General features: G+C 40.6%; 27 protein-coding genes and 1 pseudogene. 13 read left to right on the forward strand and 15 right to left on the reverse strand.

Annotated features, from left to right (window positions below; all coding sequences use genetic code 11):
• The first annotated feature begins 122 nt into the window (after nt 1–122).
• The gene (rnz, locus tag JOD45_RS11520) at nt 123–1,040 is read left to right on the forward strand and encodes a ribonuclease Z (RefSeq protein WP_205004040.1); all 918 of its coding nucleotides are present in this window, start codon (nt 123–125) and stop codon (nt 1,038–1,040) included.
• A gap of 29 nt (nt 1,041–1,069) precedes the next feature.
• Here the strand turns inward: rnz and namA are convergent, their stop codons facing one another.
• The 3 genes from namA to JOD45_RS11535 all read right to left on the reverse strand — a co-directional run bounded on the left by namA (nt 1,070) and on the right by JOD45_RS11535 (nt 4,111).
• Nucleotides 1,070–2,092: an NADPH dehydrogenase NamA gene (namA, locus tag JOD45_RS11525; protein ID WP_205004041.1), complete on the reverse strand. Its 1,023-nt coding sequence runs from the start codon at nt 2,090–2,092 to the stop codon at nt 1,070–1,072.
• A 91-nt stretch (nt 2,093–2,183) separates the two neighbouring features.
• The gene (locus JOD45_RS11530) at nt 2,184–3,164 is read right to left on the reverse strand and encodes an alpha/beta hydrolase (protein ID WP_205004042.1); all 981 of its coding nucleotides are present in this window, start codon (nt 3,162–3,164) and stop codon (nt 2,184–2,186) included.
• 215 nt (nt 3,165–3,379) lie between these two features.
• Nucleotides 3,380–4,111, reverse strand: coding sequence for a glycerophosphodiester phosphodiesterase (locus tag JOD45_RS11535; protein ID WP_205004043.1), 732 nt, complete (start codon nt 4,109–4,111; stop codon nt 3,380–3,382).
• 118 nt (nt 4,112–4,229) lie between these two features.
• Between JOD45_RS11535 and JOD45_RS11540 the strand changes: the two genes are divergently transcribed.
• The 3 genes and pseudogenes from JOD45_RS11540 to JOD45_RS11550 form a co-directional block, all read left to right on the forward strand.
• The gene (locus JOD45_RS11540) at nt 4,230–5,843 is read left to right on the forward strand and encodes a M20/M25/M40 family metallo-hydrolase (protein WP_205004044.1); all 1,614 of its coding nucleotides are present in this window, start codon (nt 4,230–4,232) and stop codon (nt 5,841–5,843) included.
• 252 nt (nt 5,844–6,095) lie between these two features.
• Entirely contained in the window at nt 6,096–6,893 is a 798-nt protein-coding gene (locus JOD45_RS11545) for an SDR family NAD(P)-dependent oxidoreductase (protein ID WP_205004045.1), read from the forward strand.
• Between the two features lie 50 nt (nt 6,894–6,943).
• Nucleotides 6,944–7,060: pseudogene (locus tag JOD45_RS11550) on the forward strand (GNAT family N-acetyltransferase); the annotation flags it as partial.
• A 167-nt stretch (nt 7,061–7,227) separates the two neighbouring features.
• Here the strand turns inward: JOD45_RS11550 and JOD45_RS11555 are convergent.
• Both JOD45_RS11555 and JOD45_RS11560 read right to left on the reverse strand, forming a co-directional pair.
• On the reverse strand, nt 7,228–7,695 hold the full coding sequence (locus tag JOD45_RS11555) for a hypothetical protein (RefSeq protein ID WP_205004047.1): 468 nt from the start codon (nt 7,693–7,695) through the stop codon (nt 7,228–7,230).
• A 25-nt stretch (nt 7,696–7,720) separates the two neighbouring features.
• Nucleotides 7,721–8,260, reverse strand: a complete 540-nt coding sequence (locus tag JOD45_RS11560) for an NAD(P)H-dependent oxidoreductase (protein WP_205004048.1) — start codon at nt 8,258–8,260, stop codon at nt 7,721–7,723.
• Nucleotides 8,261–8,769: 509 nt separating this feature from the next.
• Between JOD45_RS11560 and JOD45_RS11565 the strand changes: the two genes are divergently transcribed.
• Together JOD45_RS11565 and JOD45_RS11570 are read left to right on the forward strand one after the other, a co-directional pair.
• Nucleotides 8,770–10,005, forward strand: a complete 1,236-nt coding sequence (locus tag JOD45_RS11565) for a DNA polymerase IV (RefSeq protein WP_205004049.1) — start codon at nt 8,770–8,772, stop codon at nt 10,003–10,005.
• A complete protein-coding gene (locus JOD45_RS11570; protein ID WP_205004050.1) occupies nt 10,002–10,337 on the forward strand; it encodes a YolD-like family protein in 336 nt (111 codons plus the stop codon). Before JOD45_RS11565 ends, JOD45_RS11570 begins: the two co-directional genes overlap by 4 nt.
• A gap of 34 nt (nt 10,338–10,371) precedes the next feature.
• On the opposite strand, the gene coaA is transcribed toward JOD45_RS11570, so the two are convergent.
• On the reverse strand, nt 10,372–11,289 hold the full coding sequence (coaA, locus tag JOD45_RS11575) for a type I pantothenate kinase (RefSeq protein ID WP_205004051.1): 918 nt from the start codon (nt 11,287–11,289) through the stop codon (nt 10,372–10,374).
• 235 nt (nt 11,290–11,524) lie between these two features.
• Here coaA and cls point away from each other — a divergent pair, with 235 nt between their 5' ends.
• Nucleotides 11,525–12,976, forward strand: coding sequence for a cardiolipin synthase (gene cls / locus JOD45_RS11580; RefSeq protein ID WP_205004052.1), 1,452 nt, complete (start codon nt 11,525–11,527; stop codon nt 12,974–12,976).
• Between the two features lie 32 nt (nt 12,977–13,008).
• Here cls and JOD45_RS11585 read toward each other — a convergent pair whose 3' ends face one another.
• Together JOD45_RS11585 and JOD45_RS11590 are read right to left on the reverse strand one after the other, a co-directional pair.
• A complete protein-coding gene (locus JOD45_RS11585; RefSeq protein ID WP_205004053.1) occupies nt 13,009–13,539 on the reverse strand; it encodes a DUF3189 family protein in 531 nt (176 codons plus the stop codon).
• 261 nt (nt 13,540–13,800) lie between these two features.
• Nucleotides 13,801–14,601, reverse strand: coding sequence for a Cof-type HAD-IIB family hydrolase (locus tag JOD45_RS11590; RefSeq protein WP_205004054.1), 801 nt, complete (start codon nt 14,599–14,601; stop codon nt 13,801–13,803).
• A 211-nt stretch (nt 14,602–14,812) separates the two neighbouring features.
• Between JOD45_RS11590 and JOD45_RS11595 the strand changes: the two genes are divergently transcribed.
• A complete protein-coding gene (locus tag JOD45_RS11595; protein ID WP_205004055.1) occupies nt 14,813–15,337 on the forward strand; it encodes a GNAT family N-acetyltransferase in 525 nt (174 codons plus the stop codon).
• 69 nt (nt 15,338–15,406) lie between these two features.
• Here JOD45_RS11595 and JOD45_RS11600 read toward each other — a convergent pair whose 3' ends face one another.
• From JOD45_RS11600 to JOD45_RS11615, 4 genes are all read right to left on the reverse strand, one after another.
• Complete coding sequence (locus JOD45_RS11600) at nt 15,407–15,697, reverse strand: HesB/YadR/YfhF family protein (protein ID WP_205004056.1); 291 nt, start codon at nt 15,695–15,697, stop codon at nt 15,407–15,409.
• Nucleotides 15,698–15,716: 19 nt separating this feature from the next.
• Complete coding sequence (locus JOD45_RS11605; protein ID WP_205004057.1) at nt 15,717–16,355, reverse strand: FMN-dependent NADH-azoreductase; 639 nt, start codon at nt 16,353–16,355, stop codon at nt 15,717–15,719.
• Between the two features lie 82 nt (nt 16,356–16,437).
• On the reverse strand, nt 16,438–16,674 hold the full coding sequence (locus tag JOD45_RS11610) for a YuzB family protein (RefSeq protein WP_205004058.1): 237 nt from the start codon (nt 16,672–16,674) through the stop codon (nt 16,438–16,440).
• A gap of 71 nt (nt 16,675–16,745) precedes the next feature.
• On the reverse strand, nt 16,746–17,306 hold the full coding sequence (locus tag JOD45_RS11615) for an NADPH-dependent FMN reductase (protein WP_338056089.1): 561 nt from the start codon (nt 17,304–17,306) through the stop codon (nt 16,746–16,748).
• 129 nt (nt 17,307–17,435) lie between these two features.
• Between JOD45_RS11615 and glsA the strand changes: the two genes are divergently transcribed.
• Complete coding sequence (glsA, locus tag JOD45_RS11620; RefSeq protein ID WP_205004060.1) at nt 17,436–18,371, forward strand: glutaminase A; 936 nt, start codon at nt 17,436–17,438, stop codon at nt 18,369–18,371.
• A gap of 37 nt (nt 18,372–18,408) precedes the next feature.
• Here the strand turns inward: glsA and JOD45_RS11625 are convergent, their stop codons facing one another.
• Complete coding sequence (locus JOD45_RS11625; protein ID WP_338056090.1) at nt 18,409–19,611, reverse strand: MFS transporter; 1,203 nt, start codon at nt 19,609–19,611, stop codon at nt 18,409–18,411.
• Between the two features lie 246 nt (nt 19,612–19,857).
• Between JOD45_RS11625 and JOD45_RS11630 the strand changes: the two genes are divergently transcribed.
• Nucleotides 19,858–20,526, forward strand: coding sequence for an SGNH/GDSL hydrolase family protein (locus JOD45_RS11630; RefSeq protein WP_205004062.1), 669 nt, complete (start codon nt 19,858–19,860; stop codon nt 20,524–20,526).
• Between the two features lie 73 nt (nt 20,527–20,599).
• Here JOD45_RS11630 and JOD45_RS11635 read toward each other — a convergent pair whose 3' ends face one another.
• Nucleotides 20,600–21,043: a DUF441 domain-containing protein gene (locus JOD45_RS11635; RefSeq protein ID WP_205004063.1), complete on the reverse strand. Its 444-nt coding sequence runs from the start codon at nt 21,041–21,043 to the stop codon at nt 20,600–20,602.
• A gap of 195 nt (nt 21,044–21,238) precedes the next feature.
• On the opposite strand from JOD45_RS11635, the gene JOD45_RS11640 reads away from it, so the two are divergent.
• Nucleotides 21,239–22,876: an ATP-binding protein gene (locus JOD45_RS11640; RefSeq protein WP_205004064.1), complete on the forward strand. Its 1,638-nt coding sequence runs from the start codon at nt 21,239–21,241 to the stop codon at nt 22,874–22,876.
• Nucleotides 22,863–23,555, forward strand: coding sequence for a response regulator transcription factor (locus JOD45_RS11645; RefSeq protein ID WP_205004065.1), 693 nt, complete (start codon nt 22,863–22,865; stop codon nt 23,553–23,555). The genes JOD45_RS11640 and JOD45_RS11645 overlap by 14 nt, the downstream gene beginning before the upstream one ends.
• Nucleotides 23,556–23,761: 206 nt before the next feature.
• Here JOD45_RS11645 and JOD45_RS11650 read toward each other — a convergent pair whose 3' ends face one another.
• Nucleotides 23,762–24,373: an RraA family protein gene (locus tag JOD45_RS11650; protein ID WP_338056091.1), complete on the reverse strand. Its 612-nt coding sequence runs from the start codon at nt 24,371–24,373 to the stop codon at nt 23,762–23,764.
• Between the two features lie 270 nt (nt 24,374–24,643).
• On the opposite strand from JOD45_RS11650, the gene JOD45_RS11655 reads away from it, so the two are divergent.
• Nucleotides 24,644–25,942, forward strand: coding sequence for a CitMHS family transporter (locus JOD45_RS11655; RefSeq protein WP_205004066.1), 1,299 nt, complete (start codon nt 24,644–24,646; stop codon nt 25,940–25,942).
• Nucleotides 25,943–26,329 lie beyond the last annotated feature (387 nt).

Here is a 26,329-nt window from a genome sequence, read left to right on the forward strand (position 1 = left end):
TTGTGTCAATCGCACTATCTTTTTTTCTTTTTAAAAAGGGAAGGGACAGGATTTTATTAATACGGTGAGATGCTTTATAATTGAATGGGCCATTTAGTTCGATATATAAAGGAATGATACATATGTACTTTACCTTTCTGGGCACCGGTGCCGGCGTGCCCGCCAAATTGCGCAATACGGCGTCAATGGTGCTTACGATGCCTGAATATCAAGGCGATGCATGGATGTTTGATTGCGGCGAAGCGACCCAGCATCAAATTCTTCATACTTCTGTTAAACTATCTAAAATCAAAAAGATTTTTATCACTCATTTGCACGGCGACCATATTTATGGCTTGCCGGGCGTGTTAGGAAGCCGCTCATTTCAAGGCGGAGATGATCAATTAACTGTATTTGGCCCAAAGGGCATTAAGGATTTTATTGAGATGAGCCTTTCTATATCATCAACTTATTTAAAATACCCGCTGGAAATCATTGAAATCGATGAGGATGGCGTTATTTATGAGGATAAATATTTTAAAGTATCAGCAAAAGAACTTGAGCACGGCATCACTTGCTATGGATACCGTATTGAGGAAAAGGATCAGCCGGGGACGCTTTTGGTTGATCGGTTAAAGGCTGAAGGGATCATGCCGGGGCCGATTTATAGAGAGTTTAAAGAAAAAGCAGCCGTTACGCTGCCTAATGGGCGAACCTTAAATTCTTCCGACTATATTGGACCAGACAAAAAAGGCAGGAAAATTGCTGTCTTAGGCGATACGCGAATTTGTCAGGCGGCTGTAGACCTTGCTGAAGGAGTGGATGTGCTTATTCACGAATCGACGTTTTCTCATGGGATGGAGGAAAAGGCCTACGACTATTTCCATTCAACATCGTCGCAAGCGGCTCAAACAGCGAAGGCGGCAAATGCTGCCGCCTTGATTTTGACCCATATCAGTTCCCGCTTTCAAGAAGATGATCATTTGCTGCTTGAAGAAGCGCGGGAGATTTTCAGCCCTGTTTATCTAGCTAAAGACTTTTGGACGTATAAAATAGATTAATTTTCTTTTATTAAAGGCGAGCGGTTTAATCAAAACCGCCAGCCGCGTTCATATTGCACAGGCGTATCAATCGCCTCTCCCAACTTAACGGCCGCCGTTCTCGGCCAGTAGGGATCACGGAGCAGTTCCCTGCCCAAAAAGACTAAATCGGCACGGTTGTTTTTCAGAATTTCTTCTGCCTGGAAAGGATCTAATATAAGACCGACGGCCCCTGTTGGAATGCCGGCTTCTTTTTTGATTTGATCTGCATAAGGAACCTGATAGCCAGGGAAGGCATCAATATGGGCTGGAGCTACAGCGCCTGAACTGCAGTCGACTAAATCTACGCCTTGCTCTTTCATTTTCTTAGCAAAATAAACATGGTCATCCGGTGTATTTCCGCCTTCCACAAAGTCATTTGCTGAAACACGGACAAACAATGGTCCCTGCCAGACTTCTTTAACCGCATCAATCACTTCCGATAAGAAGCGGTAACGGTTCTCTCTTGAACCGCCGTATTTATCCGTCCGTTTATTGGCGAGCGGTGACAGGAATTCACTAATTAAGTAGCCGTGGGCTCCATGTATTTCAATAACATCAAATCCGGCTTCTTTGGCTCGGCGGGCGCCTTGCTTAAACGCTTCCACTGTTTCTTTAATGTCTTCAATCGTCATCTCTTCAGGGACTTTCATTTTTTCATTAAATGCTTCCGGCGACGGCGCGATGATGGGGCCGTCGATTTCCGCTTTACGGCCGGCGTGGGCGATTTGAATCCCGATTTTTCCGCCATGCTCATGGTTAAGGTCTACTAATTGTTTTAGCCCTTCGATGTGGTCATCGCTCCAAATGCCCAAGTCTTGGTCAGAAATCCTTCCTTGCGGGGTAACGGCGCTTGCTTCGACAATGATCAGGCCGACTTGGCCGACAGCGCGGCTTGTGTAATGGGTTAAATGCCAATTCGTAACCTTCCCATCCTTATTTGTACAAGAATACATGCACATTGGCGACATGACGATGCGGTTTTTTAGCGTCAAATCTTTTATTGTATAAGAAGAGAAGAGCTGCTTTGCCATTTGTCTCACATCCTTTTGAAAATCTCCAGTGATAATATTCTCATGTGCACGCTATTATAGCATATGGTTTTTTTAGGTACATTGAAAATGCTCAAGGCGTAAAGTTGTTTTGGGCAAAAAAGTTTAATAGGGCTTTCTTATAGCGGTCAGGAAACAACAAAAATGATTCAGTATGGCTTGCTTCATCAAATGTGATAAGGCGTATGTTTTTATGATTTTTATATTTGTGATAAATGGCCAGGCTGTTGGAATCCGGAATAGCTTCGTCAGCTGTTGAATGGATAAGCAAGATTGGGCCGTTAAAATGTTTGACGGCATTGATGGGTGAAACTTCACTCGCATCCAACCCTGATAAAATCGGCGCCCAAAAATCAAGAATAACGGGTGTGAATGGAAATGAAGGCAAGTGTGACCAATGGGGCAGGTTTGTTTCTAAGTATTTTTTTAAATTAGTAAAAGGAGAATCAGCGACAACAAATTTAACGGATGGGTTCTTCGGAGCGGCCATTAAAGATGTCGCAGCGCCTTGTGACCAGCCGATGAGGCCAACTTCCGCATGACGATCAAAGCTTTTAACTTTATCTATGGCTCCCAGTAAGTCATATTTTTCATAGTAGCCGACGGTCGTTGTTTTGCCCTCCGATGATCCGCTGTTGCGAAAGTCGAAGGTGACAACATTGAATCCTGCTTGGTGAAGGAATTTCATGAATTCTAGACCCGGTTTGCCGGAATCAATGTCAGGCCAGATTAACCGGTTTTCTGTGTAGCCGTGGGAAAGAATGATCCATTTGTGCGTTGGTTTTTCAGCCTTTATCAGCCAGCCGTTTAATTTTAAGTGCCCTTCTCTGCTTGTAAAAGTGATGTTTTGATACGGCAGTCCGACAGCACTGGGATTTTCAGCAACAGGCTGCCGCGCAGGGTGAATCAAAGCGTTTGTCACAAAGTAGCTAATGACGATGATCGCTAAAAGGATAATCATGATAATAGAAATAAAAGTCATGATCCATCTTCTTCTTTTTTTCGGGGGTCTTAGGTTTGGCTTCTTATGTATTTCACGGATAACGGTCCCCATATAAATAGCCCTCCTTTCTTAAGTGAAACAGTTGATCTTTTGTGAATTTTTAGTTAATTATAAATGCATTATATCAAAAAAATGAATGATATTTTGTAGAATAATCGTTGTCGAATTTTGGATCCAAAAATATCAAAGGCCAGCGGTTTGTTTATCCGCTGTTGATTTACGAGCGAGATCAAACCGCCGGCCAATGATAAAAAGATGATATTCGGTTATTTGGAAGATTCCAGGCAAGACAGGGCATGGCACGGATTATCAGTGATAATTCCAGCTATTTTCCATGAAATAAGCTGTTTAATAAGTTTGGTTTTATTTACCGTGTAAGCTCTCACTTGGATGTGATGTTGCTGCGCCGTTTCAATGAGTTCTTTAGTTACATTGCGGTAATGCGGATGAATAGCTGATGCATGTATAGACTTTGCATATTCCCATGGCACTGGCATAGCTTTTTTGTATAAGGCTGCCGTTTCCGCCGAAGAATCGATTTTATGAATTTTCACAAGGCTGTCATGGTTAAATGACGAGTATATGATTCGCGATGATAAATCAAAGTCATGAACCATTTTAATAACTTTTTCTTCCATTCCTTTATAAGGAAAGACACTATTTTTCAATTCGATATTTAGAATAAGGTTCGTTTTTGACAGCCAATCAAGCACTTCTTCTAATGTAGGAATGGCTGCTTTTCGATTAAGCCATTTAAACCGCTGGCCTGCGTTCAGTTTAGTCAGGCAGCTGGCAGTCATGTCCTTCACCAGTCCTTTTCCGTTAGTTGTACGGTTGACGGCTTCATCATGAATAATAACGGGTACGCCGTCTTTTGACAATTGCACATCTAGCTCGATGCCGTGGGCGCCGCATTGATGTGCCGCAAGAAAAGCAGGCATTGTATTTTCAGGGTATTTTGCGCTGTAACCCCGATGAGCGAATATCTTTGTTGACATCTCGACACTCCAATCTATACGCTAATCATATAATGACATGTCGAAATATTAAAGGGTTTCGAGAAAAAACATAGAATTTTTTAATACAGTATATGGCGTGGAAAGGTGATCATAGACTATGGGAAATTGGCAAACGAAAGAACAACTGAAGGAATTATTAGTCAAACTTGTAGAGATTCCAAGCGTCACCGGATCAGCATCCGAAATTGCTATGAGTGAGTATATTCAGCTCAAATTATCCGAACTCGATTTTTTTAAAGCAAATCCGCATATGTTAGAATTGCATCCGACTCATGACGGCCGCAAACTTGTAACCGCTTTAGTAAAAAATGGCCGTTCAAAAAAGACTGTCATCTTGCTCAGCCATTTTGATGTTGTCGACATTGAGGACTTCGGCGATTGGAAAAACCTTGCTTTCAGGCCCGATGAATTAACGCAGGCGTTTAACAATCACAAAGACCGTTTGCCTGAAGATGTGAAAGATGACCTTGAGAAAGGACAATGGCTGTTCGGAAGAGGCAGCATGGATATGAAAGCAGGCTTAGCTTTAGAAATGTCAGTCTTGGAAGAAGCAAGCGCCGGCCATTTTACTGGAAATGTTTTATTATTATCTGTTCCTGATGAAGAAGTCAATTCTCTTGGGATGACTACTGCTGTAAGCGTGCTTTTAGACTTAGCTGAAAAATATGACTTAGAATATACGGCTGTTCTGAATACTGAGCCTTCCTTCTCAAAATATCCCGGTGATGAAACTTGTTATATATATACGGGTTCTATCGGGAAAGTGCTGCCCGGATTTTTTTGTTACGGAAAAGAAACGCATGTCGGCGAGCCGCTTTCAGGTCTTAATGCGAATTATATGGTTTCAGAAATTAACCGTTTAATGGAATTAAATACAGACTTTTGTGAAATGATTGAAGGAGAAATCACACCGCCGCCAACAAATTTAATGCAAAAAGATTTAAAGATCGATTATTCTGTTCAAATCCCTCATACAGCTGTTGCCATGTTCAATCTTTTAACACTTAACCAGCCGATTGATGAGATTAATGCTGAATTGTTAAAAGTTGCGAAGGCGGCGGCCGGACAGATTGAAGAACATCATTTTAACCAATCAAAAAAGTTCTCTCAATGGGCTTCGTTTAAGCCTCAGTCTATGTCCGTCCGAGTGATGACATTTGAACAATTAAAAAAAGAAGCCATTGCCTTATATGGACAATCTGAGATAGATCGTCTCGAATCTTATACCCTGGCTAATTTTCAAGAGCTTGGCGACAGGGATTTGTCAACAAGGCTCGTATACGATTTAGCCAGTCTATGCAAACATTTGGCGCCGATGATCATTTTGTTTTACAGTCCGCCGTTTTATCCGGCCGTTTCATCAAGAGATAACCCTCGGATCATGGATGTCGTGACTAACGTCATTAAGGCGGCAAAAGAACAGAACATTGATATAGAACATCAATATTATTTTGCCGGCCTGTCTGATTTAAGTTACGCAGCTTTGCAGCAGGATTCGGTTTCTTTGTATCATTTGTTTGGCAATATGCCGCTTAACGGGAAACGTTATGATTTGCCTATAAATGCTATGCAGACGCTTAATTTGCCTGTATTAAACCTTGGACCTTATGGAAAAGATGCCCATAAATGGACAGAACGATTAGATGTGGATTTCTCATTTGGAAAACTCCGTCCATTGCTTACATATTGTGTTGAGCAGCTTTTGCGATAAGGAGAGTGTTAGGAAACTAGCATCATCTGATCATCGTGCTTGTGTTCTTGGTTTGAAGCAGAGCGAAGGCATAGCGTGTTAAGCTGCATCATATCGGGCGAGGAAACGGCATTTGATGTTGGAAAGAGATGTTTTCCAAAGCTTATTTAACATATATTGCTTTTGCAAACCGGCATATACAAAGAAATGATGTATTCTGATATAAAAACAGTTATAAAAAAAGCGTTGCACACATAAAGGCAGGAAATATGAATGAGAAACAAATCCTTAAAAAACCGAAAAATTATTATTACGGGCGCTTCCAGCGGGATTGGAAAGGAAATGGCAATCATCGCTGCAAGCAGGGGCGCCGTTCCTATATTGTTGGCTCGATCTCTGGACAAGCTGCAAATGATTCAAAGGCATATCCATCATGATTATGATATCGTTCCGGATATCCATAGTCTTGATGTTAGCGATTCAGATGCGGTGCGTCTTGTATTTAATGAAATGATTGAAAAACATAAAGATATAGATGCTCTCATTAATAACGCCGGATTTGGCGTGTTCGATTATTTTTCCGAAGCGTCCCCCGATGATATTAAACGAATGTTTGAAGTGAATGTGATCGGACTAATGGTTTGCACGAGGATGCTCGTTCCTTATATGTTGAAGCGTAATCGGGGGCATATCATTAATGTGGCATCCATTGCGGGGAAGCTTGCAACTCCAAAATCAACCGTATATGCTGCAAGCAAACATGCTGTACTAGGTTTTACCAATGGGCTGAGAATGGAACTTGCGAAAACAAATATTCATGTGACAGCTGTCAACCCTGGTCCAATACGAACGAATTTTTTTGACATCGCTGATCCGAGCGGCCAATATATAGCCAATGTCAGCCGGTATATCGTTGAACCTGAACAAGTGGCCAAAAGGGTTGTTAATGTGATCGGAACAAATACGCGCGAAGTTAATATTCCCTGGACAATGAATGCCGGCGCCCGGCTTTATCAATTTTTCCCCAGATTGGTTGAAAAAGCTGCTGCTAACCTGCTGAATAAGAAATAAATGTGATCATCCAATTGAATAAAAACGAGGATAATTTCGCCCCAGCCGCTAGGGCAATGCATGTTTATAAAAAAATGGGTTTTAAAGAAGAGGGACGCCAAGTTAATCAAATTCGTTTTGAAGACGGAACCTATGTTGATGATATTTTAATGGCTATTTATTTATAAAGCATGTTAGTTTTACACAGTAGAGTACACCACTAATAATGATTCTATTTTCAGATTTCAGTGTTTGTTTAGCGGTGTGGTTGAAGTGGTTCAATGGGCAAAACAAAAACAAGCTAAATAACATTTAGAGACCAAGGACGATGATGTTCCTTGGTCTCGTTCATTTTTTATTGTTTTTTCGATAATGACCGAAGTGCTTCACGATATTCAGAGTCACTGGAAGCTTTTTCTTCCTCGGCTTTTTCTTCAACAGCGGTTTGTCCGGACATTAATTCCCGAAGCGCCCTCCGATAATCTTTGTCATCGCTTTTGATGTCTGATTGATCAGGTGTATAAGGCGCTTTTTCTGTATCGTTTGAAGGCATATCGCCAACGCTTTTTTGTTCTGCAACAAAGGAAGGATTATCGTTAATGTCGCTTTTTTCTTCCTTTACAGTATAATCAAAGGTTTTTTCTTCGTCTGAAATATGGTTAGGCGCAGCTTCAGGCGGCGCATTTTCCTTTACTTCTTTTGCATTTTTTCTTTCTTTATTGTTAGGTTTTGCTTCGTTTTTTCTAAAAGCAATAATGTTGTATGTCATTAATAAGGCCAATGCCACTATAACAACAATAACCCAAATGACAAAAAATAACATATACTCCTCACCCCGCTATTTTATTTTAACTTATTTGTTTTTTGGTGACTTCAGCCACACGACGGCCAAGGGCTCTTCCTAAAGCCAGGTCATTGTCTGAAGGCATATTCGGCGGGGCATCGGCACTGTATTCAACAGGGCAGGTTATACCTACACCATAGTAAGAGCCGTATAAGACATTTTCAGGAACATTGGCCGGAAGACCGACGATAATCATGCCGTTATGAAGCATTGGCGTTATTAAATTCCAAAGCGTCATTTCAGTGCCGCCATGGTGGGTCGCCGTCGTGCAGAAAACGGCGCCGACTTTATTTATCAATTCTCCTCTTGCCCATAAGTATCCTAACTTATCGATCCATTCCTTTAGGCCGGAGCTAATTGAACCGAAGTGGCCCGGACAGCCCCATATAATCGCATCCATATTAGCAAGCTCTCGAACATCGGCCTCTTTGACGTGCCTTAAATAGACGTTGGATCCGGGATGTTCGCCAGCCCCTTCCGCGATAGCTCTTGCCAGTACTTGAGTGTGGCCATCTTCACTGTCATAAACAACATAAATGTTCATTTGATTGTCTCCCCTTTAATGCATCACATTATTTTTTGCTATGTCTTATTTTTTGCTTTGCCGATTGTTCCATTGACGGCGCAGCATCACATTTAAGCCGACAATAATGATTATGGCACAGACTATATAAACAATAAGAAATGAGGACATTTTGTCGTCGCCTCCTGCTGACCGGTAAATACCTTAACTTATTATAATGTTTCCTAAATGTTTAAAACAACTATTATACATTTTTTGCTTACCAAGCATGTCTTTATACCTATTACTTTAGTTAGCAAGATAAATAATTTGTATACGAATTAACCACAAAGACAATTATATAATATGTTTTTCATGAGTCAATGGGGAAATGTGTAAACAAAGGGTGTTGAAGTTCTTGTTTACATTTTCTTCAAAAAGGGTAAAAAGTATTATTTACCAGTATAAAACGAACGTTTATTCGTATAAAATAAATATTGTCATGGGAATGCATGTTCTGTTTCTAAATTTTTTGGTGAGGTGAGGACAACATGGCAGAGAAGGCTATTCTTCTCGTTGATATGGAATCTTTCTATGCTAGTGTTGAAAAAGCTGATCACCCTGAATTAAAAAATCATCCAGTGATTGTTTCAGGTGATCCTGAAAGAAGGTCGGGGGTTGTCTTGGCTGCTTGTCCTCTTGCTAAAAAACGCGGTGTGAAGAATGCTTATAGGCTTTGGGAAGCGCAGCAGCTCTGTCCGGAGGCTGTAGTTGTCCGCCCGCGCATGCAGCGCTATCTTGATGTTGCAATGGAAATTACAGATATACTGGAAGAATTTACGGACATGGTTGAACCTTACTCAATTGACGAACAATTTATGGATGTTACGGGGAGTCAGCGCCTTTTTGGGATGCCTTCTGAAATCGCTCAAAAGGTCAAGGCTGCCATTAAAGATAGAACAGGCGTAAATGCCCGGTGCGGAATAGGGCCAAACAAGGTTTTGGCCAAAATCGCCTGCGATCATTTTTCAAAAAAGAACGATACCGGCATATTTCAGCTGAACCAAAATAATATCAAGCAATGCATGTGGCCTTTGCCTGTTGGCGCCATGTTCGGTGTCGGCAGCCGTATGGAAAGGCATCTGCGCCGGCTGGGGATTTCAACGATTGGCCGGCTGGCAAACTATCCGTTAGACATCTTGAAGAAAAAGTGGGGGATCAACGGCCAAGTCCTTTGGGAAACAGCGAACGGCATTGATCATTCGCCGGTTTCGGTTTCATCCCATGAAGGTCAGAAAGCTATCGGCCATGCCATGACACTCCCCCGCGATTATCAAAATTTCGAAAAAGAAATTAAGGTTATTCTTTTAGAGCTTAGTGAAGAGGTATGCTCTAGGGCCCGGACATCCGGTGTGATGGGATACACTGTTTCGACGGGATGCCAAGGGGCAAACAACGATTCACCCGCAGGTTTTTATAGGCAAACGACCCTTGTAAATCCTACGAATCATACAATGGATGTTTTTCATGAAGCAAAAAAATTATTTTTAAAATTTTGGGATGGGCAGCCGGTTCGCAGAATAACGGTCAACCTTTCTCATTTATGCAGCGATAAGGTACGGCAAATCAGTTTTTTTGATGACTATGAATTGCGGAGGGAAATAGGCTATACAATGGACCGAATTAAGCAGCGTTACGGCCCGGATGCGATCATAAGGGCAATCTCTCTGACCGAAGCCGGCCAGGCAGCGGATCGGGCGAAGAAGATAGGGGGGCATTATAAATGAATGAACTTAAGCGGGGAAATAAGCTTTGGGAGGGGTCGAGAATGTTTCTCCCCGAACATAAACAAGCTTTATTAAAACGAAGAAGAAATCAGCAAAAAATCGCTAAGCCGATATTAGATGAACAGCAGCTTGAAGCATTAAATCAATCCATTTGCTATGCTAAAAACAACCGTTTGCCCGTACGAGTGGTTTATTTTCAAAACGGAGCTCTCCATGAGGCAGCCGGCTATATTGATGGTTTCGATGACATCAATAAAAAATTGCGGATTGCCGGCGGCTCAATGCAAAGCTTAACGTTAAAAGCCGCCGATATTCTTGAGGTGAAACTGTAAAAGGGAAAAAGCCGCTCAGCTGCGAAGGGCGGCTTTAAATCTTTTTCAAACTAATGTGCTTTATTTGGTGATTGCGGTCTTTCTCTAAAATTAAATCCGCACGATATTTGGCAGGGGAAATAAACTGACGCAGATTAGGCCCATTGGTTTGTTCCCAAACTTGTTTGGCCAGCTGGCGAACTCCTTGTACCGATAAACCGGCAAATTGATGAAAATAGGAAGACGGTATATGTTGATTGTCCAAAAATATAGACTCAATCCGTTGAAGGAACCATTCTATAATATAGTCTTCAGGCGCATCTATGTATATCGCATAGTCCAGAAAATCAGGAACGGCCAATCCGGACTCATTTATTTTAACCCTTTGAAGGGTGTTGATGCCTTCGACAATAAAAATGTCTGAAGGACGGACCGTTTGATATTTATTGGGTATGATATCGTAACTAGCGTGAGAATAAACGGGAATAAGTTGTTCGCCTTGACCGAATTTTATGGATTGAAGAAAATGTATGAATGACTCTGTATCATAGCTTTCCGGAAAACCTTTTTGCTCCAAGAGTCCTTTTTTCTCTAAAATTTCATTAGAAAATAAAAAGTTATCCGTCGGAATGATATCAATGGCCGGCTGATCAAGCAATTGGGCGAGAAGTTCTTTGAAGATAACAGCTATTGTGCTCTTTCCGGCCGCAACGCTTCCTGAAATGCCGATAATAAATGGTGTTGGAGCCGGAGATTCCTCCAGCATCGAAGCAATATGCTGACGGCGGCGAAGCGATAGTTGATAACGCTCCTTAATGAAGACTGCAAGCGGCAAGTATATGTCTTTTAATTCCTTATCACTAATGAGCTTAATAGGGCGAACCGGCTTTAAAGTGAATGGGGACGTTCGTTCCATCCATTGTCCGCGCGTGTATGACCAATACATATGAGGAAGCTTTTTACTTATCTTCATATGGATCTCCTTAAAGTTGGAATAAATGCTTTATTTTATTTTACCACATGAGTATGATTAATAAGAAAGCTTTAAAATGCCTTTTATCATGGAATGAAAGAGCTGGCTGACGTCTTCTTATTTGATAAAATCATCATTTGTTGTAAACACTAAACCATCAATTATGGTATTCTGTATAAGAATAAAAATTTGCTAAAGATATAGAAGAATAAGGTCTAATAAAGGAAGGAACTTGATGAGTCTAGTTATCAGCATTTTATTTACTCTTATTTTAATTTTAAACATATCTCTTGCCGCTGCGATTATTTTTCTTGAAAGACGCAACATTGCTTCCACTTGGTCGTGGCTGATGGTTTTAGTTTTTATTCCGATTGCTGGCTTTATTATTTATCTCATATTTGGCCGGAATTTGAGCAAGAAGAAAATATTTCATTTATCTTCAAAGGAAATTGATGAAATACAAGAGACTATCCAGAAACAAGAAAATGAACTGAGGCATGAATTGGTTCACTATAATGACCCTGTCATGGTAGATTATGAAGAAATGATCTACATGAATCTTAACAAAGGGCATTCTACTTTCACACAAGATAATCATATTGAAATCTTTACGGATGGACGTAAAAAGTTCGAAGCTTTGTTTGAAAGTCTGGAACAAGCCCGCGAGCACATTCATTTGCAGTATTACATTATTAGAAATGATGACCTCGGGAAAAAGCTGGTGAACATCTTAACAAAAAAAGCGAACGAGGGCGTTAAAGTCAGGGTTCTGTGCGATGACTGGGGGACAAGAGTCCCGAGGCGCTTTTTTAAGGATTTAAGAGCTGCGGGCGGCGAAGTGGCCGCTTTTTTTCCATCGAAAATCCCTTACCTTAATTTTAAATTAAACAACCGCAATCACCGTAAGATTGTTGTGATTGACGGTATATGCGGATTTTTGGGCGGTTTTAATGTAGGTGAGGAGTATTTAGGGTTAAGGAAGAAATTTGGCTACTGGCGCGATACCCATTTGAAAATATGCGGAAGTGCTGTCCATTTGCTGCAAAGCCGCTTTTTCCTTGATTGGAATAATGCATCGCACCAGCATTTGCTTCAATTTGACGAGAAATATTTTCCGAATATCTTAGAGCCGAAAGGGAAAGCGGGAATGCAAATCGTCTCAAGCGGCCCTGATTCGAAGTGGCAGCAAATAAAAAATGGCTTTATCAGCATGATTCATTTGGCAAAAGAGAGCGTATATATCCAAACGCCTTATTTCATCCCGAGCGACAGTGTTATGAATGCCCTTTTAATCGCGGCGCTTTCAGGGGTCGATGTCCGAATCATGATCCCTAATAAGCCGGATCATATCTTTGTCTATTGGGCATCTTTATCTCATATTGGCGAACTGCTTGATGCCGGGGTGAAATGCTATATTTACAACGAAGGCTTCATTCATGCAAAAACCATTGTCGTTGACGGGAAAATTGCCTCGGTTGGAACGGCGAATATTGATATCCGAAGTTTAAAATTGAATTTTGAAACGACCGCATTTATTTATGATTCTCAAGTTTCTTTGGAGCTGAAAAAAACGTTTGAACAAGATTTAAAGAAATGCTGGGAATTAACGCCTGAAATATATAAGCAGCGTCCCAGACGCGTCAAATTCAAAGAATCCATCTCGCGCCTGTTATCGCCCATTTTATAAAAAACTTGGCTTGTGCCAAGTTTTTTGCTTTATTAAGCCTTGTCAATCGCAGAATGACTTTTAAAAGCTTTATTATCCAAAATTTCAATTTCGGATTTTAATGTCCGTCCGTACTCTTTCGTATGGTTAACAAGATTAATAATATTCTGATGGGCTTTTTTTGCGCCCATAACAAGCAGAGGAACGCCAATGAAATGAAGCTTCAAACCTCTTGAGAAAAAGCCGCCAAAGGTCATGGCTAACGGAACAGTAGGAGAGGTATTGGATATAACAATCGGCTCTTTGACAGCCTGTTTTTCTTGAAGGATAAGAGCCAAATGGCGAAGTGCAGGAACTAACGCTTTTGAGTTGCCTCTTCCAAGTGTGTAGACTTTATTATTGTCTTCATCAACGCCGTGCAAGTAAAACTTTCCTCTATCTTTATAAGTTAATTTATTAAAAATGTCCACGCGGAGAATGTCTTCTTTTGTTGGTTGATGATCTAAAGGCAATTTATTAAGATGGTATGCAGCCGCCAAAGCAGATGAGTGTGTGCCTCCGAAACAATTGTAGATATATATCAATCTGGAGCACCTCCCCTTTAAAAAAGATCTTATATGAGTTTTTATGATGCCCAGAGATGGAAGAATTTATAAAAATAAAAATGAATCTTAAAGCGCTTTTCGGAAAATAGCTTTAAGGCTGTTGGGGGACATTGAACCTTTTTGAGAATAAAAATATGAAGGGCAACGTTCAGCAGTAATGCAAAAAAGCAAGTGGAGAAAAAGACTATTTTTCTTCACTTGCTTCATTTAGAGTTGGACAGCTGTTTTTAATAAAACGGTCTATTTGACAGGAAACGTTTCATCAAGAAGCCGATGAACAGCATCAGCTACGCTTGACACTTGATAGTTTGCCCGCGCCTTTACATCATCAGGGCTTTGATTCATGACGAAGCTATACGGCGTTAAGTCAAACATAGATAAGTCATTGTATGAATCGCCAATGCAAGCCATTTCCTGTACAGGGATGTTTAATCTGTTCATCAGTTTACTGAGACCGGCGCCTTTGGTAATACCTTTAGGCATCACATCTATGCATCCGGATTCTGATAAGGTGACTTCGATATGATCGCCATAAAGGCTTTCCAATAATACTTTGACATCAAGCACAGCTTCGGTCGAACCGAGAAAAGTCAATTTGCTGGGATGGACTTTGGCGCCGATTTTAGAAATAATATTATGATCTTCCAAAATAGGCGAAAGAAACTTTTTAGCCAAAATTAAAGATTCATCTGAATGCTTTTCAATAATTATTTGGTTATGAGTACAAATAAGTGTTGTAAGGGCAGAATTTAATTTTCTGCCGGCATGATAAAGATCATAAAACAGCTCGGGATCAAAAGTTTTTTCGGCAATGAGTTCCCCGGTTTTGGAATAAACGCTTGCCCCATTTTGGCCGACGCTGCAGCCTTTTATGTCTAATTGACTCATTATTCGACTGATATCGGGATACATTCTTCCTGAAGCAATGGCTATTTCAATACCCGATTCATTTGCTTTTTGCAGCGCTTCTCTGTCTGTTTCTGCAATTTTAAGATCATGAGTTAAAAGGGTGCCGTCAAGATCACAAACGATCAGTTTCATCCTCTTCCCGACCTTTCTTTTATGTAATAAATGATATAAAAAACCATTTAGCATGAATTGTAAACCTTTTGGAAGTAGACGTCCATTGATTCGCATAAACACTCAAAATATTTAATATGATTTTTCATCCAAATCATGACTGGCAGATAAAAACATTGTTATAATGAAAAAAATGTAAAACTCAGACAGGTTTAAGAAAGAGGGGAAGAGGATGATTGAAACGAGAAGGCTATTATTTAGAGAATATACAATGGATGATCTAGAGGCTTACGGAGCGTTGTGGGCTGACCCGGAAGTCGTTCGTTATATTAATAACGGCGAAACGAAAACGCGTCAAGAGGCGGCCCAAAGCTTAAAAAGCTGGATTTTGCCAAGTTATCATGACGGGCTGGGACTGTTTGCGGCAGTTCTTAAAGAAAGCGGTGAAATTATCGGCCATACTGGGCTTGTTGTTCAGGAGGTCGAGGATAGGCAAGAAGTCGAGTTAGGATACTGGCTGGCGCGCGATTACTGGGGGAAGGGGTTTGCTCTTGAATCGGCTAAAGCATTCAGAGACTATGCTTTTCATCAATTGGGATTGCACCGCCTCATTTCGATCATTAATCCGAATCATCCCGCCTCGATTTTTGTTGCCAGAAAGACAGGCATGACCTACGCAAAAACCGTAACGTTTAACGGGCATACTGCATTGGTCTATGCTATCGAAAAATCATCTTTTAACCCTAATAAGATATAAAAAACAAGAAGAGGCGGCGTCTCTTCTTGTTTTTGCTGCAAAGTTTATGATGCAGTCGGCGGGCTTTCATTAATCGGAAATTTTAAAGTCAATGTCGTCCTTTTCCTGATTATAATCGACAGTAAGATGTCGGCTATCGAGGTACCAGAGTTCATCTTTTTCTATATAAAAAGTGATGCCGTCGACAGTTGTGGAAATACCTATTTCTTTTGGCTCTTCTTTGGCAATGCCCATAGAGAATGCGGCATGAATTGTACTGTCACCGCCGTATCTTACAAACAGTTTGATTTGATCTCCTTCATTAAAATCCCATTCTTCTTTAAACCAGGAAACGGCTTCGGGAGTTACAGTTAATGACATGACTTATCCTCCATTTAGTTTAGGTATGTTTAATAAAAGAGTCTGCAGCTTTTTCCGCTTTAATCTTTGCTTCATCCAAGATAGCTTCCGCTTTATCAGGAAAAGCATTCATGCCTTCAACAAACAGATGCTCAAAATCAGTGATGCCGATAAACGCCAAAACGGTTTGTAAGTATTTATTGGTGAATTCCATTTCAACTGCAGGACCTTCAGAATAGATGCCGCCGCGAGATTGAATGTGCAGCACTTTTTTGTTTGTCATTAAACCTTTTGGACCTTCAGGTGTGTATTCGAATGTTCTTCTTGCTATAACAATGTTATCGATATAAGCCTTCAGCATAGGCGGGAAGCTGAGATTCCACATAGGCGTCACGAACACATAAGCGTCAGCCGAAATAAATTGCTCAAGGATTTCTTCCATACGGTTGACAGCTGCTTGTTCATTTTCATTAAACGGAAGGCCGCTTGCCGCTTTTTCCCAAGCAGATAACACAACCCCATCAATGAGAGGAATTGAATCCTCATAGAGATTAACTCTTTCAATTTCAACATCAGGATGCTTGCGATGAAGATTTTCTATAAAATGTTCACCTACCTGCAAACCGAAAGATGTCTCGATGGGTTTTGGATTTGCTGTTATATAAAGTACTTTAGTCATTTCTTTGCACTCCTAGCTTATTTTTTATGTTTAAATCATTATTAACTTACATTTTGTAAGCCTAAATGTCAATTAAAATGCTTCAATACATTGGATTTTCTTTTAAAAATGTATAAATGTTTTTAACAAGTTCTTCCGGCGTCTTTCCAGAAACGTATTCACCATTAACCAGCGCATAAGGGCCTTCTAAGCAGTAATCGCAAAAATTCAGGCAGTCATATTCAATAACATCAAGGTTAGGATCTTTCTCTAATTCCTCAAATGCATCCCAAGAACCGCTGGCTAAATTGCTCATGCAAAATTCAATAATTGGATTCAAAGCTTGTCACCTCGATTTCTGAAGAGAAAAACTTGGCGATAAGCCAAGTTTTGTAACTTTAGAGCAATGAATTAGAGGAACCGTTTGGCCGTATGAATGAACTGTTCAATCAGATCATCCAGCTGTCTGATGATTTTTTCATCGGTTAATTTCAGTTCATTGTCGAAATATTGATTATCAATGACCATTTGTTCCGGTAATGTGAACGCATGCATGCCTCTTAAGACAATTCGCAAATTATTGAGCGCGTTAATTCCGCCTTTCCCGCCGCCGGCCGTAGCGGCAATGGCAGCGGGCTTTCCCTTGAAATAAGGTTTTCCAAGGTAATCTAAGGCATTTTTAAGCGCGCCGCTCATGCCATTGTGATAATCGGGTGTGCAAATAAAAAAACCATCCGCAAGACTTGCACAGCTCCTTAATTTTTTTACCCCGGCATGTTCATTGTTGCCTTCTTTGAATATCGGCAATTCATGTATACCGACATCAAAAAAAAGCGTTTCTATTTGCTGCTTTTCTAACATAAATTGCACGGTCTTAACCAAACTACGAGTAGTGGATTTATCTTGTGCATTTCCGTTGATTAGACATATTTTCATCGGTATCATCCTTATTATTAACTTATCACACCACATTATATCAATTCAAAAGTTTAAATGCCTGCTTAATCAGTATAAATTTTATTACATCAAAGGATGTATTTTATCTACAACTATAGTATGATTTTAATGCTAATCCAGGATAAAATGTAAAGGTGATGACAGATGATAACGCAATGCGAAACAAGCGAAGAATTAGATCAACTCGTGGAAAGAGCAAGAGCCTATGCAAAAGAAGGCAAGGTTGCCGACTATATTCCGGCGTTGGGACAAGCTGATCCAAACGACTTGTCAATTGCTGTTCACTATACAGACGGCAGATGCCTTGCCGCGGGAGATACGGAAAAAACATTCACATTGCAAAGTATATCGAAAGTACTGACGTTGGCATTGGCGATTATGGATAATGGCGAAGACTATGTATTCGAAAGGGTCGGTATGGAACCGACGGGTGATCCGTTTAATTCCATTGCCAAACTGGAGACGATGATACCTTCTAAACCGTTAAATCCAATGATTAACGCCGGTGCATTGGCAGTGACCAATATGATAAACGGCAACACTGTGGAGGAAAAGTTAGGCCGCCTTTTGGCATTTGTACACGATATGACCGGAAAGTCGCATATTACTTATTCAAGTAAAGTTGCCGAATCTGAATTTAAAACCGCTAATTTAAATCGTTCTTTGTGCTACTTTATGAAGGAGCACGGCATCATTCAGGGGGATGTAGAAGAGTTGATAGATCTGTACACAAAACAATGCGCCATAGAAGTTAATTGCAATGATTTGGCGAGAATCGGTTTGGTCATTGCTAATGAAGGCAAAGACCCGGAAACAGACAGGGAAATTATCCCTAGACAAATTTCCAGGATCGTGAAAACTTTTATGGTCACATGCGGAATGTATAATGCTTCGGGAGAATTCGCCATTAGAGTAGGCATTCCTGCTAAGAGCGGCGTTTCCGGTGGGATACTCGGCGCTTATCCGAATAAATTGGGAATTGGCATATGCGGACCGGCATTAGATGATAAAGGCAACAGCATCGCAGGCATCAAATTATTGGAAATGATGTCGGCAAGATATGGACTCAGTATATTTTAAAAATACCCTTTTGGAACGAATGAGAAGAACCTCAATCTTAGCTGGATTGAGGTTCATGATTTCCAATAAGTTTTTTCTCTCCTGGAAGAAAAAGTGTAATGATAGTGCCAAGGATCGGTAAAATCACAAATAAATCAAAAACAACATTAACGCCATATGTATCCGAAATCCATCCCATTAAAGTTGACCCAATCCCGCCGGCGCCGACACCTAAGCCGATCATAAGGCCTGAAGCCAAACCGATGTTGTTTGGCAGCATCATTTGTCCGTATACAACAGTAATGGCAAAGGATGATAAAACAAAGAAACCGAACAGAAGAAGATCAATAATTGCTAGAACACCAGTGACATGCGGAAGTATCCATGCAAACGGAATAGTAATGAACATAGAGATGAAAAGAAGCCACTTATGGCTGATTCGATCCGAGTATCTCCCCCCCAAAAATGTGCCGACAGCACCAGCAAACAAAAACAAAAAGGTTAAAATATCGCCTATTTTCAGCGGTATATTGTGATGCAAATAATAAAATGGCAGGAAACCGGCGACGCCGATCTGCGTCCATGAACGGAAGGTCACAACAATGGTTAATCCAACCAAACCTAAAATATGCGTTTTGCCTTCAACGGCTTTTTTGCGTTTTTTGCCCTCTTCTAAGCTTTGCTTATACCATGGAAGGATTTTAACAATAATTAGTGAGCCGGCAAGGCCGAATAACAAAAACCATCCAAGGCCTTTGATGCCTGTTGCCAGAAGAAACAACGGCAGCATAAGCGGGCCGACCGCTTGCCCGAAGTTTCCGCCGACTTGAAAGATGGCTTGAGCTGTCCCTTTGGCTTGACCGGCTGCAAGGTGAGCGCCGCGCGAAGCTTCAGGATGAAATATGCCGGAACCGATGCCAGATATGCCGATCATGACAAGCAGCAGCCAATAAGACGGCATAAATCCGCTTAGAGCAAGCCCTAATCCGGTAATAAAAATCCCTAAAGGCAAAAACCACGGCTTTGGACTTTTGTCAGTAAACAGGCCAAAAAAAGGCTGCATAACCGATGACGTTAGCGATGATACAAGTAAAATCGCACCTGCTTGTGTATAAGAAAGATGAAAAGCTTCTTTATACAGCGGCATAAGGGCCGGCACGATGCCAGTAGTCATTAAATCATTGATAAAATGCGTGGTGCCCAAACTAAAAAGTTCTTTTTTAGCTTTGACCCGCTTTTTCTGCTTTAAAGTAACTTCCACAAATTTGGCCTCCTTTTTACATATCATTTGCATAATCTCAGTAAAGATTATTAAATATTGTTTTTAGTGTTGAAAATCACATATCCCCATTATATAGAAAATTGCTCTTCAATTAAATAACAACCATTTTTCTTTAAAGCGATAAAGCAAATCAGTAAATGATATCAAGCGTCTGTGCTATAATAATATTAGAAATGGCACTTGTTAAGGAATAAGGGTGACTCCCGCTGTAAGGAGCATGGTATCATGAAAATTGTATGTTTCGGCGATAGTGTGACACGAGGGGTATCTTATATCCGCGGCCGGCTGCGGATTATAAAAGAGACCTATCCGTCGATCCTTCAAGAATATCTGGGGGATCAAAACGAAGTCTTAAATAAAGGTGTTTTTAATGATAATTCGGATTTGCTTGTCAAAAGATTGGACAAAGATGTTCTCTCTCAAAAACCCGATGCCGTCCTAATCCAAATTGGAGGCAATGATTGCAATTTTCATTGGGATGAAGTTGCGAAACGACCGGACGATGAACACGAACCAATTGTTCCGCTGAATCGCTATCTGAACAATATAAAAGTCATGATAGACCAAATTAAAGAAATGGGTGCGGTGCCTATTCTGTCAACATTGCTGCCTTTAGATCCAAAACGTTATTATGAACATATTTCGCGGATGAACAATAAATCGATCGCACATTGGATAGCTGCTTGCGGGGGAATTGAACATTGGCATGGCATGTATAACAGAGCTTTAAAAAAAATAATAAAGTCAAATCATGTGTTAAGCATTGATATTCGAACAGCTTTTAAAGAGAGCAATGATCTAAGCGTCCTGTTAAGCGATGACGGCATCCATCCGTCTCCTGAAGGGTATTCGGTTATGGCGGGAATTATAAAACAAGGCCTTCGAGGATTATAATTGATGACAATGATATATATCGCTCAAAAATCCCTTCCCGTTTAAAACGAGAAGGGAGATTTTATATATGGACTTATTTTAGCCATCCTGCAAACAATGATAATATGCCCGCGGCAATGAGGGGCCCCACAGGCACTCCGCGCAAGAGGGCCACGCCGATAATCGTCCCGATCATCAGGCCGGTGACAACGGTCGGCGATCCGGTCAAAAGCCCCGCGCCTCTTCCGCCGAGCCAAGCAACCGCAATACCCACGGCAATCGCCGCCAGCCCATGCAAACTTTTAAAAGAATGCCAGAGATCCGACAAAGAAACTTTTCCAAGCGCAATAGGCGCAAGCACACCCATCGTTAAAATGGCAATCCCTATTTTCATGCCGTAATGATTGACCCACTCTAATGGCTGGCCAGACGGGATCAGGCGAAGGATAATTAAGACAGCGCCTGCCGCCCATACAGCTAAGTTTTTTGATAGAATGCCAAGGAGTACAATAACAATTAATATGATATAAGCATCCATATATCATTGCCCCATTTCTAGAAAATATTAAAATAGCCTCTCATTAGCTTTGGATATTGTTCATGGTCTATTTCGTGCCTCTTTTTAGAGGGTGTTCAAAAACGCTTAGAAATATAGCTATGTAAAACCATTTAAACAAAAGAAAGCATCCAAGTATTTGTTATAACCCAAATACATGATTTTTTCAATGCTATAATGAGGCGGGGAGGGGATGTAAGACTGCTTAAAATATCATTGCAAACCAAAATAATGGGACTTGTCTTATCGCTCGTATTTTTGATCATCATTTTATTAACAGCTTCCTTCACGTACATAGAAGGAAAGCAAATAAAAGAACAGAAAGGGCATCTGGCGCTTGAATTGTCAAAAACCATCTCATCAATGCCCGAGATTATCAATGCTTTTCATACTGATGATCCGGCAAAAATCATTCAGCCGCTTGTTGAGAAAATCAGGAAGGAAACAGGAGCTGAATTTATTGTTGTCGGAAATAAGCAAGGCATACGATATTCTCACCCGGATCCTAACAGAATAGGCCATAAGATGGTCGGGGGCGATAATAAACGGGCGCTAGTGTCAGGCAAGTCTTATGTATCAAAAGCAAAAGGATCGCTGGGAATCTCATTAAGAGGGAAATCTCCTGTTCTTAACGATAAGCATCAAGTGATTGGCATTGTGTCGGTAGGTTTCCTCTTTCAAGACATTAAAGAGCAAATGATTAAAAATATCATTAAAGTCGCTCTGATTTCCTTAATTGTTCTTATCGTTGCTGTTTTCGTAAGTATTTTGCTTGCCCGAAACATCCGAAAAGAGACTATGGGACTGGAACCTTATCAAATCGCCGCTCTTTATAAAGAGAGGAACGCTATTTTACAAGCGGTGAAGGAAGGGATTATTGCTGTTGATAAAAACGGCGTTATCACAATGATGAATCAGACGGCAAAACACCTTCTCAATTTAAGGGGAGACTTTCATAACAAAAAAATTGAAGACGTTTTTCCGGCAACACGTTTGTATGAGGTTTTGCAAACTGGCGAGCCGCAAACCGATCAAGAAATGATTTTGCAAAATAGGACCATCATCGTTAATCGCACGCCCATTTTTGATAAAAATAATGAAGAGGTCATTGGTGTCGTTGCATCTTTCCGTGATAAAACCGAGATTAAACAAATGGTTAATGCGCTTTCCGAAGTTCGAAGGTATTCTGAAGATTTGCGGGCGCAAACGCATGAGTTTACAAATAAATTGTATGTGCTGTCTGGTTTAATCCAGCTTGGTGAATATGACAAAGCCATGGATATGATTCGAGACGAAACAGCGGCGCTGAATGTCCAGAACCGCATATTATTTGACCAAATTAAAGATGTTAAAGTTCAAGCGATCATTTTGGGCAAGCTTGGGAAGGCTTCTGAGAAAAAAATAAAGTTTAATATAGACACAAATAGTTCATTGCAATCATTGCCTGAACATATTAAACTGCCGCACTTAATTATTATCATTGGAAACCTTATAGATAATGCCTTTGAAGCCGCTGCCAGCGTTCGGAATGCTCATGTTAATTTTTTTACAACGGATCTTGGGCAAGATATTATTTTCGAAATATCCGATAATGGTATGGGGATCAATGAAGAAGATATACCTTTGCTTTTTAATAGGGGGTTTTCAGACAAAAGCGGCCATGAACCCAGAGGCTTCGGATTAGCTAATGTAAAAGAAGCCGTTAATGAATTGGAAGGTATCGTTGAAGTGCAAAGCAAACCAGAGGAAGGCTCTGCATTTATTGTTTACCTTCCTAAAGATTCAAGAGGGGGGCAAACAAATGAAAGCGGTTAAAACAGTTATCGTAGAAGATGACTTTCGTGTGGCTGATATTCATGAAAAATTTCTAGAAAAAATTCCGGAAGTTGAAGTCTTGGGCAAAGCTTTAAATGCAGAACAAGCTCTTAAACTTTTGCAAGACAATAAGGTCGACCTTGTGCTGCTGGATATCTATATGCCAGATGAGCTGGGGACAGATCTTCTTATAACAATACGAAGCCGTTTCCCAGATGTTGATATTATTATGATCACAGCGGCAACGGATAGATCCTTTCTTGAAAAAGCTATCCGTTACGGCGTTGAAAATTACTTAATAAAACCTGTCTCTATGGAGCGGTTTATTAACATGATTGAAGATTATATTAAAAAAAGGGAACTTCTTCAATCTCGAGACGACATTGATCAGGAGTTTGTTGATCGCCTATTCGGAAAGCGGTATGAGGAAAAGTTAAACAACGATTCAAAATTCCCTAAAGGGATTGACGAACTGACATTGAGCAAGGTTCTTGATATTCTTGACAAAAGCGATAGCGGCTTGTCCGCTGAGCAGGTGGGCAGACGAATGGGCGCCTCGAGGACAACAGCAAGGCGCTATCTGGAATATTTAATTTCTGCTGATTATTGCAGAGCAGAAGTTGAATACGGCATCGTCGGGCGGCCGGAGCGAAAATATTATAAAGTGAAGCCTTCGTAGTCATTTTTCTGTTAACTCAGGCACATTTGAGGACTGTCAGCAGTTTTGGGCGGGAAACCGGCATTCTGATGCCAAGCTTAGATGAACGTTTTAGCCTGTAAGAAAGCGGGGGTTTCTTCATTCGCGCAGGAGCCAATTTAAAGCTCCAGTTCATTGGAGACTCCTGCGCCGATGGTATGTCAAGGGGAGAGGTGTCAAGCGGCTTTTTATTTTGCCTTTGAAAGCATGTTGTTAATATAATGCATGATTTCTTCGGGGTTGCCGGATACGCGATTTTCTCTCGCTTCATCTTTCTTGATTTTATCCAGCGCTTTTTTATAAACGGCTTGTTCGATGTTTTTTGGCACAACAACTACCCCGTCTGCATCGCCAATGATCAGATCTCCGGGCTCAACCGCTGTTCCCCCGCATGAAATAGGTTCATTAAGCGAACCTTTTCCATGTTTTTGGCTGGCCGCAGCCGTTGTCCCTTTACAAAAGACCGGAAAATCCAATTGTTTCACACCAACGATATCCCGGATAACGCCGTCGATGACGATACCGGCTATCCCTAATGTCTTAGCCATACCCAAAATAAAGTCGCCCGCTGCCGCAAATTGGCGTCCGCCTTTGGCATCTATGACTAAAATGTCGCCGGGATGCGCCTCTTTAATCGCTTGCAGCACAAGAAGGTTATCGTTTATCGGCAATTGAACGGTAAATGCCCTTCCGCATATTTGATACTCTTCTTTTAAAGGTTTAATGAGCGGATCTAAATGATTCATGCCGCCTAAAGCATCGGACACACAAGTGGTGGGCAGAAATTTAAATTGAGTCACCGTAAGTCTCCTTTCTAAATAAGCAAGTGATCTATTATTAAAGTAATATAAAAACCAAAATAAATAAAATTCTAATTATTTATCAATCGTCATAACTAAAATGAATCTATGAAGCATTCGTGAACAAAATGAACAAAATAGTTTTAATTATCTTTATATATTTTAAATTGAAAACGGTTACAAAACAAAACTTCTATTATACACTTAAATCAGAAATGACGATTTCTCGCATTTAGGAAAATATCTAAAGGTTGTTAAGGGGGGAGAATAATGTTAGCCGTTCTTGGTTACGGAATGATTATTGCATTTATGTACTTAATTATGTCAAAGCGTCTTTCGGCACTTATCGCATTAATTGTAATACCTGTTATTTTTGCTTTAATCGGCGGCTTTGGCAAAAGCATCGGCTCAATGATGCTGGATGGATTAAAAGACGTTGCGCCGACAGGCATTATGATTTTGTTCGCTATTCTATACTTTGGCATTATGATTGATGCCGGCTTGTTTGATCCCATCATTGCAAAAATATTGAAGGTTGTAAAAGGGGATCCTGTAAAAATAGCGATAGGCACAGCGCTTTTGGCTGTCCTTGTGTCTTTAGACGGCGATGGAACAACGACTTATATGATCACTATATCAGCTATGCTGCCTCTGTATAAAAGAATAGGCATGAAACCATTGATATTAGCAGGCATTGCGGTATCCGGATCAGGTGTTATGAATTTATTGCCATGGGGCGGTCCTACTGCAAGGGCAATGACAGCGCTGCATCTTAATGTGTCTGAATTATTTGTTCCTGTTATACCGTCAATGATCTGCGGCGTTCTTTTTGTTTTCTTTATTGCTTATGTGCTCGGCAAAAAAGAAAGAAAGAGAATAGGCATTGCAGATATTGATGTTGATCAAAGCATCGCTGAGCAACAAGCAGCTGCTATAGAAGCGATAAATGTTAAACGTCCAAAATGCATTTGGATTAATTTTATTTTAACGGCAGCGCTCTTGATTGGGTTGATTACTGAAGTATTGCCGGCTCCGGTTTTGTTTATGATTGGATTTGCCATTGCTGCGATGATTAACTATCCAAGTTTGGAGCAGCAAAAAGAACGCATAACATCTTATGCCGGAAATGCATTGTCTGTTGTTTCATTAATCTTTGCAGCAGGTATTTTTACAGGAATCCTTTCGGGGACAAAAATGGTCAATGCAATGGCTAATGTATTAATTTCTCATATCCCAGCAGCGTTAGGGCCTCATTTCTCTGTTATCACGGCCGTTGCAAGCGCGCCGTTTACTTTCTTTATGTCAAATGATGCTTTTTATTTTGGCGTGCTTCCGATCATCGCTAAGACAGCAGCATCGTATGGGGTGAGCCCGGTGGATATTGGCCGTGCTTCCCTTTTGGGGCTTCCCGTTCACTTATTGAGCCCGCTCGTCCCTTCAACCTATCTATTAGTCGGGATGGTCGGTGAAGAATTTGGCGATCTCCAGCGCAAGTTTTTAAAATGGGCTTGCGGTTCAGCAGCTGTTATGATTATTGCGGCTTTAATATTAGGTGTTATTTCTATTTAAATGATATCAAGCGGATAGTATATTTAGTGCTATCCGCTTTAAATGATACAGCTTGTCAGATGTTGACTAAAGATAAAGGAAATGATAACATACCTATTGCTGTCTTTTAAAACTTTATCGAAAAGCTATTGACAGTATGGAACTGCAATGTTATTATTAATTTTGCCGCTTTTGAAAGAAGCAAAAATGAAAGTGACGAACAACAAAAAAGTTGTTGACATTAGATTGCGAGTTTGATATAATAAAAGAGTTGTCGCCAATCGATAATAACTTAAAAAACAGTGATTGTACCTTGAAAACTAAACAAAAGCCAAGCGTGATTGAAAGGGCAACTTTCAACAACAGCTAAGGATCATAACGATTAAAAGTTTAACTGTTTCACAGTTT

It is taken from the genome of Scopulibacillus daqui, from assembly GCF_016908855.1.
Lineage (GTDB): Bacteria > Bacillota > Bacilli > Bacillales > Sporolactobacillaceae > Scopulibacillus_A > Scopulibacillus_A daqui.

Bases quoted from the DNA above. Each gene is read 5' to 3' on its own strand.
- JOD45_RS11590 (WP_205004054.1), bottom strand. From the start codon at position 14,601: ATGAAACTGATCGTTTGTGATCTTGACGGCACCCTTTTAACTCATGAT.
- JOD45_RS11540 (WP_205004044.1), top strand. From the start codon at position 4,230: ATGGGAAATTGGCAAACGAAAGAACAACTGAAGGAATTATTAGTCAAA.
- cls (WP_205004052.1), top strand. From the start codon at position 11,525: ATGAGTCTAGTTATCAGCATTTTATTTACTCTTATTTTAATTTTAAAC.
- coaA (WP_205004051.1), bottom strand. From the start codon at position 11,289: ATGAAGATAAGTAAAAAGCTTCCTCATATGTATTGGTCATACACGCGC.
- JOD45_RS11565 (WP_205004049.1), top strand. From the start codon at position 8,770: ATGGCAGAGAAGGCTATTCTTCTCGTTGATATGGAATCTTTCTATGCT.
- JOD45_RS11630 (WP_205004062.1), top strand. From the start codon at position 19,858: ATGAAAATTGTATGTTTCGGCGATAGTGTGACACGAGGGGTATCTTAT.
- glsA (WP_205004060.1), top strand. From the start codon at position 17,436: ATGATAACGCAATGCGAAACAAGCGAAGAATTAGATCAACTCGTGGAA.
- JOD45_RS11615 (WP_338056089.1), bottom strand. From the start codon at position 17,306: ATGTGGTGTGATAAGTTAATAATAAGGATGATACCGATGAAAATATGT.
- namA (WP_205004041.1), bottom strand. From the start codon at position 2,092: ATGGCAAAGCAGCTCTTCTCTTCTTATACAATAAAAGATTTGACGCTA.
- JOD45_RS11645 (WP_205004065.1), top strand. From the start codon at position 22,863: ATGAAAGCGGTTAAAACAGTTATCGTAGAAGATGACTTTCGTGTGGCT.
- rnz (WP_205004040.1), top strand. From the start codon at position 123: ATGTACTTTACCTTTCTGGGCACCGGTGCCGGCGTGCCCGCCAAATTG.
- JOD45_RS11595 (WP_205004055.1), top strand. From the start codon at position 14,813: ATGATTGAAACGAGAAGGCTATTATTTAGAGAATATACAATGGATGAT.
- JOD45_RS11635 (WP_205004063.1), bottom strand. From the start codon at position 21,043: ATGGATGCTTATATCATATTAATTGTTATTGTACTCCTTGGCATTCTA.
- JOD45_RS11545 (WP_205004045.1), top strand. From the start codon at position 6,096: ATGAGAAACAAATCCTTAAAAAACCGAAAAATTATTATTACGGGCGCT.
- JOD45_RS11530 (WP_205004042.1), bottom strand. From the start codon at position 3,164: ATGGGGACCGTTATCCGTGAAATACATAAGAAGCCAAACCTAAGACCC.
- JOD45_RS11570 (WP_205004050.1), top strand. From the start codon at position 10,002: ATGAATGAACTTAAGCGGGGAAATAAGCTTTGGGAGGGGTCGAGAATG.
- JOD45_RS11640 (WP_205004064.1), top strand. From the start codon at position 21,239: ATGAGGCGGGGAGGGGATGTAAGACTGCTTAAAATATCATTGCAAACC.
- JOD45_RS11560 (WP_205004048.1), bottom strand. From the start codon at position 8,260: ATGAACATTTATGTTGTTTATGACAGTGAAGATGGCCACACTCAAGTA.
- JOD45_RS11600 (WP_205004056.1), bottom strand. From the start codon at position 15,697: ATGTCATTAACTGTAACTCCCGAAGCCGTTTCCTGGTTTAAAGAAGAA.
- JOD45_RS11605 (WP_205004057.1), bottom strand. From the start codon at position 16,355: ATGACTAAAGTACTTTATATAACAGCAAATCCAAAACCCATCGAGACA.
- JOD45_RS11535 (WP_205004043.1), bottom strand. From the start codon at position 4,111: ATGTCAACAAAGATATTCGCTCATCGGGGTTACAGCGCAAAATACCCT.
- JOD45_RS11655 (WP_205004066.1), top strand. From the start codon at position 24,644: ATGTTAGCCGTTCTTGGTTACGGAATGATTATTGCATTTATGTACTTA.
- JOD45_RS11555 (WP_205004047.1), bottom strand. From the start codon at position 7,695: ATGTTATTTTTTGTCATTTGGGTTATTGTTGTTATAGTGGCATTGGCC.